The 5,641-nt window shown below is 42.2% G+C and carries 1 protein-coding gene; it reads right to left on the bottom strand.

Translation table 11 applies throughout. The features are described 5' to 3' along the window. Positions 1 to 92: 92 nt before the first annotated feature. The coding region (locus AB6E30_RS15400) for an Ig-like domain-containing protein (protein WP_372104245.1) at positions 93 to 5,641 on the bottom strand (5,549 nt) is incomplete at its 5' end.

The following is a 5,641-nucleotide window of genomic DNA, read 5'->3' as shown; positions in this document are numbered from 1 at the left end:
CATATCACTTACTACCGTTTTTGTTTTTAGTTCCCGCTAATCCGCGATGAACCTTAAAAAAGGGCCTTTCGGCCCTTTTTGTTATTCATGAATTAAGAGTTTGGTAGGTTAATCATTAGTGAATTCACTAAATTCGTCAATTCATCACCGGAATAAACACCGGAAGAATCGACGTCAAAACCACTAAGATTACTTGCTTGGCCCTGTAATACTATAGTTTGAGAACCTTGATCATTAGTAATGGTTAACTCTAGGTCTTGGTTATTATCGCTAATCTTAGCTGACAAATGTTCAAGAACATCATCCATTGTATTTTCATCATGAAGGAGTTCAGACAAATCAATACGGTCACTGCCCACTTCAAAGTCAGTAATAACGTCTCGATAGTTGTTCAAAGGTTCATCAACCCACTTGAAGATATCATCACCGTCGCCACCAGTTAGAATGTCATCACCTAAGCCACCGATTAAGATATCGCTACCGTCGCCACCGAGTAAGATATCATCGCCCGCAGCCCCTAGTAGTACATCATTACCAGCATGACCTAAGATAATGTCATCTTGTTCAGTACCCTGGAACTGATCATCACCTGTCGATGCGTTAAACGAAGAAGTAGGTGCAACATTCACCTCACCGCTAGGGCTTAGATTTAATGTAATAAGTTGCTGTGACTGAGCGCCTTGACTATCTTCTACAGTTACAAGGATTTCAAATGCAACCGCTTTACCGGTGTCACTTGCTGTGCTGTCACTTGATGGTTGGAAATAGTATGAACCATCTTGTGCAACTCGAAATTCTCCGTAACCAATATCAACAACCAGTTCATTCCCAACACTGTCTTTGGTAAATGTTAGACCTGTTGGCAGGTTAATGGTGTTTCCATCAGTATCGACTTTCTGAATCACTGACGCTTTGCTCTCATCAATCATTACTGCTACTGCATCTAGGCCAGATAGAGATAGCAACAACGAACCAGCAATACCGATTGTTGGACGAAGTTTTGGTAATTCCGTTGTGATTAGAGAGTCTGGTATATAAACAACTTTACCATTGTTACCAGCGACTTCTTTAAGACCACTCTCAGGCACATTATCTGAGCTACCGACTCCAACGGCAGTCACATCTTTATCGGCAATAAAGCTGTCCCAATCGCTGTTGGTATCACTGTCCCAATCGCCATTGTCTAGACCGTCACTTAAGAAGTAAACAACGTCATTGGTATCGTCAGATGACAAATTTGAAACTGGGTTAGTATTGTAACCAGCGATTGCTGCCTCTACGCCATCTTCATAATCCGTTCCGCCTTGCGCATCGAAGATACCGTTATAATTTCTCTCATCTACTTTTTCTTGAGCGGTGGTAAGAATAGCTATAGCTTCAGCTACTGTCTTCCAACCAGTATTCGTCGCTCCAGAATCAAAGTCTATTAACTGTACCAGAACATCTTCACTGCCTTCTTGATCAGCCACGTTTTGCAAGAGATTAATTGACGCTTGCAATACGTACTCAATTCTCATATCGCTTAGACCACTCGGAGTACTTGCCATACTTCCAGAAGAATCAATAATCAGAGTAATGACTGTTGTTGGTACGCTCCCGCCTTGATCTGCCATGATATCGTTAGTTTCAGCAACATTAACACTAGTACTCGCTGTTGAAACATTTTCATTCACATCTACAGCAACGACTTCAACATCAACATCTAACTGTTCACCTGAACTATCTCTTACTGCAAGATTGTCATAGCTAATATGCTGTGTAGTGTCACCTTCAATATCAATGACCCAGACAGATTCATCACCAACGGTTACGAAACCACCAAGAACATTACCAGTATCTTTATCAATAATTTCTGCAGAATCTGGTAACCCGGAAATTCTAACTTCGTCTAGGTACTCACTTCCGTCTGTATCTGCTACCGAAGCTGTTACTGTAAAGCCAACATCTTGAAGCACATTGAATGTTCCGTCTTCATTAAGTTCAACAATAGCATCTGCAAAAATTAAACGTTCAATTTGATACAGTTTATCACCAGTACTACCCCATTCAGGAGTATCACGGTTCAAACTATCCACGATAGTCCAATCATGTTGTGTCGTCGTGTCACCAACAAAAGTTAAATTGTATTCAGAAAAATCACCTTCATATACTGCAGTATCAATAGCACTTTCAGCATCCAATGAACCAGTACCACCAGAAAGATGATCATCACCATCACGGCCAACAAAAATATCAGAACCTGTACCTCCTGGGTTTGTATTAGCATCTCCAATCAAACTATCACCAGAGCTTACATCAGAACCAACGATTAAATCATTTCCTACAGTCCCCGTTGTTTGACCATACTGATTCATTACAGTATGACCAAGTTCAGCATAATCACTTTCAGTAAAACTGGTGTTAGCATCAGCATTAACAAGCTTAGTATGCAATGCATCACTAATCACAACATTTGAAGTATCACCAAATACCGCAGTAACATTAGGCTTATCAGCCACGGCATTCACAACAAGTGTAGCTGTACCTTCGCTCGACTTAGCTCCATCAGAAACAGTCACAGTAAACGGTACGCTATCGAAATGTTTATCCAAAGCTGGTGTGAACTCTGCAGAGGTCACTTGCCCTTCTGAATCTATTACAAGCTGAACCGAACCATATGATGGGTCAACCTTGACATCTGTAATAAATGTCTGGTCTCCATCAGCATCAGTAATATCGAGCTTATCCAGAGACAAACTAACCACCTGATCTTCATTAGAAGCATCAAACTGAGAGTCATTCAAGACTGGTGCTTTATTTGTTGAATCCTGTGTACTTGAAGTTGAAATGGTTATAACACCAGTATCAGTTCCTTTGTCACTATCTGTAGCTTCATAAGTGATTTTTTCAGAAACAATCGCATCTACAACTTCAACACCTTGCAATGTGATATTAGAGTTCGATCCATTTGATTGGTCCCCATTAACTGTGTATACACGAATCTCATCAAACCCACCACCAAGCTGTATATTTGCAGTGAATTCACCGCTTCCATCATAAACGGCAGAATTAGTATCATCATCAAAGATGTAAGGGTCATTACCTACCTGAACACCATCTTTAAATAAGATAACTTGTATTTCAGCATCAGCAGAATTGTTGTCGGCATAGTGAGCCCATACACTACCAAAATCGATATTAACCTCAGTTACTGTTACCTCAGTGGCGTTAGAATCACCAACTTGAGTAAAGTCTATCGAGATATAATCTTTAGTTGAAACATCAAGCTCTTTGTCACCTACACCTAATCCTGACTCATTAGCCGCACTATCATAATGCAATGTTTCAGCTGTTAAATTGCTAGATGAGTCAGGTCTATCTCCATCGAAGCGACCACCAGAAATGATTACACCACTATCTAATGTATAAGATGTTTTGGAACCATTTATATTGTTAAAATCTTCTGATGCATCAAAAGAGAGATCGGAATTAACAGTTTCATCCAGCACATATTCGATTTGTGAATCTTCACTTAGAACTGTGTTTTCATTAACCAATGTACGAATATCACCATCAACCACATATAAAGAACCAAACTCAGGAAGATCAATAATCGAAAGTTGTACATCTTTATTATCAGTACTGCTTAAATCATCTTCAGCATCAATTACGTGAGAATCGAACGTGAACTGTACTGACTGCTCTGTACCTAATTCAATACTAAAGCTAGAAGCACTAGGATCGATATTGGTAGATAACGCATCTGTCCCAACAAACTGAGTACCTGATGGTTGATCTTGATATGTTAACTCAGCAGAAACATTCAGTTCACCATCTACAACCGTGTCCATATCTACATCAAATGATAAAGACCCAGAATTTATATCAGCTTGAGTAAGAACTTTAGTCTCAGTCAGTTGCCCTTCGACTTGAACCGTCAAGGTAGCACCGACTTCAACACCAACAGGTAACAATACACTGTATGAAACCATAGTTCGGTCACTGTTAATAATATCGTCTTCATCTTTTACGATAACGACCGAAGGAGCAAATAGCTCTTCAACAGTTTTTCCGCCATCAGTAAAATTAAAGTTTTCAAACTCAATGAAAGTATTCACATCACCATTATTTTCAGTGATTGACACTGAACCATCAGCATTAAGTGTCACTGAAGCCGAGTCCAAAGAGAAATCAAACACAGCAGTATCTGTACCATCTCCACCATCAACAACTAATCTGTTATCAATGTCATCTACAGTGGCATTGAATTGATCATCTCCCCCACCAAGTAAGACGAAGTCATCTGTAGTTTCTTGCTGTGCTGGGTCAAAATCGCCATGGTAGTAATGTACGGTATTCGATGATTCACTAGTGTTACCGTAATTATCAACTTGTTTGGCTGTAAAGAATTCGTTGTCATTAACAGACGTAGAAACCAGGTTCGATATATCAGTGGTCCAGTTACCATTACTGTCGACTGTAATCGGAGTTACATTCACCTGATTACTGTCTTCATCGAATAGTAATATTGTTAAGCCAGGCTCACCAGTACCATGCAATGTAACTTCAGAATAATCACTAGCTGCAGAATCATCTGAGATATTTGTAATCACAGGAGATTCCGGAATGTCGGTAAACACAAAATAACGCTCTGTATTAGAAGCAACAAAATCGTTACCAGCATCATCACTTCCAGTCACAGTAGCGGTAAGATCTGCAGGGTTACCCATAATAAGATTCGAACCATGTATGACTAACTTGAACGTATTGTCAGCAAGAACTACCGTCGAACCGATAAGAACTTTGCTATCTCCAACCCCCAAGTAAATATGTACAGTATCCCCTTCACTTGCATCACCAGAAACTTTACCTGTTATCTCTTGATCAGATGAAGCTTCTTCAGCATTAACAATACCATCACCAGTAACTTGATCGATATCTATACCTGCTCCTGCTTCGGTATCGATGATGACTTCAAGCTCGGTCGACGTCGCGCTATTGCCCGCATCGTCCGTCACTTTTACGCTCAAGTCGTAAGTGCCATCCGCCAGGTCGGCGCTCGGCGTGAAGCTCCAAGTGCCGTCTTGCTCTTCGGTCAGCGTGCCTTCTAGGGCAACGCCGTCTTTGAGCACCACGATGCCCGCTGCCACCACATCGTCATCGATGTTGCCCAGCGAGAACGTCGGCGTCTTGTCATTGGTTAGGTTGTCTGTGTCGCTGTCGCCGCTGTCGCTCGACGCCACCAGATCGATGGTCGGTTTGCTGATATCGGTATCAACCTCGTAACCACCGTCTTTGTTGTCACCGCTTGCCTCTGTCGTCGCCGTGAACGGGTTGCCCGCTTCATCGGTGCCACTCACGCTCGCCACGATGGTGCTGTCCGCATCCGCAACTAACTCGCTGCCCGGTACATTGATGCTGTAAGTGCCATCCGCTTTCACCGTGCCTGTGTAATCGGTTGAGTTGCCGTTCACCGTCAACGTCACGGTATCACCAGGTTTGGCGTCACCACCCACGGTACCCGTAATGGTCACGTCACCAGCCGCTTCCGCTGCGTTCACGATGTCGTCGCCTGCGATATCATCATCGATTGTGATGGTCGCCGCCGCTTCGGTATCGATGATGACTTCAAGCTCGGTCGACGTCGCGCTATTGCCCGCAT

The organism is Vibrio sp. 10N.247.311.12, from assembly GCF_041467515.1.
Lineage (GTDB): Bacteria > Pseudomonadota > Gammaproteobacteria > Enterobacterales > Vibrionaceae > Vibrio > Vibrio crassostreae_C.
Note: the sequence above shows the minus strand (reverse complement) of the source record. Positions and strands in the feature narration are given on the sequence as shown.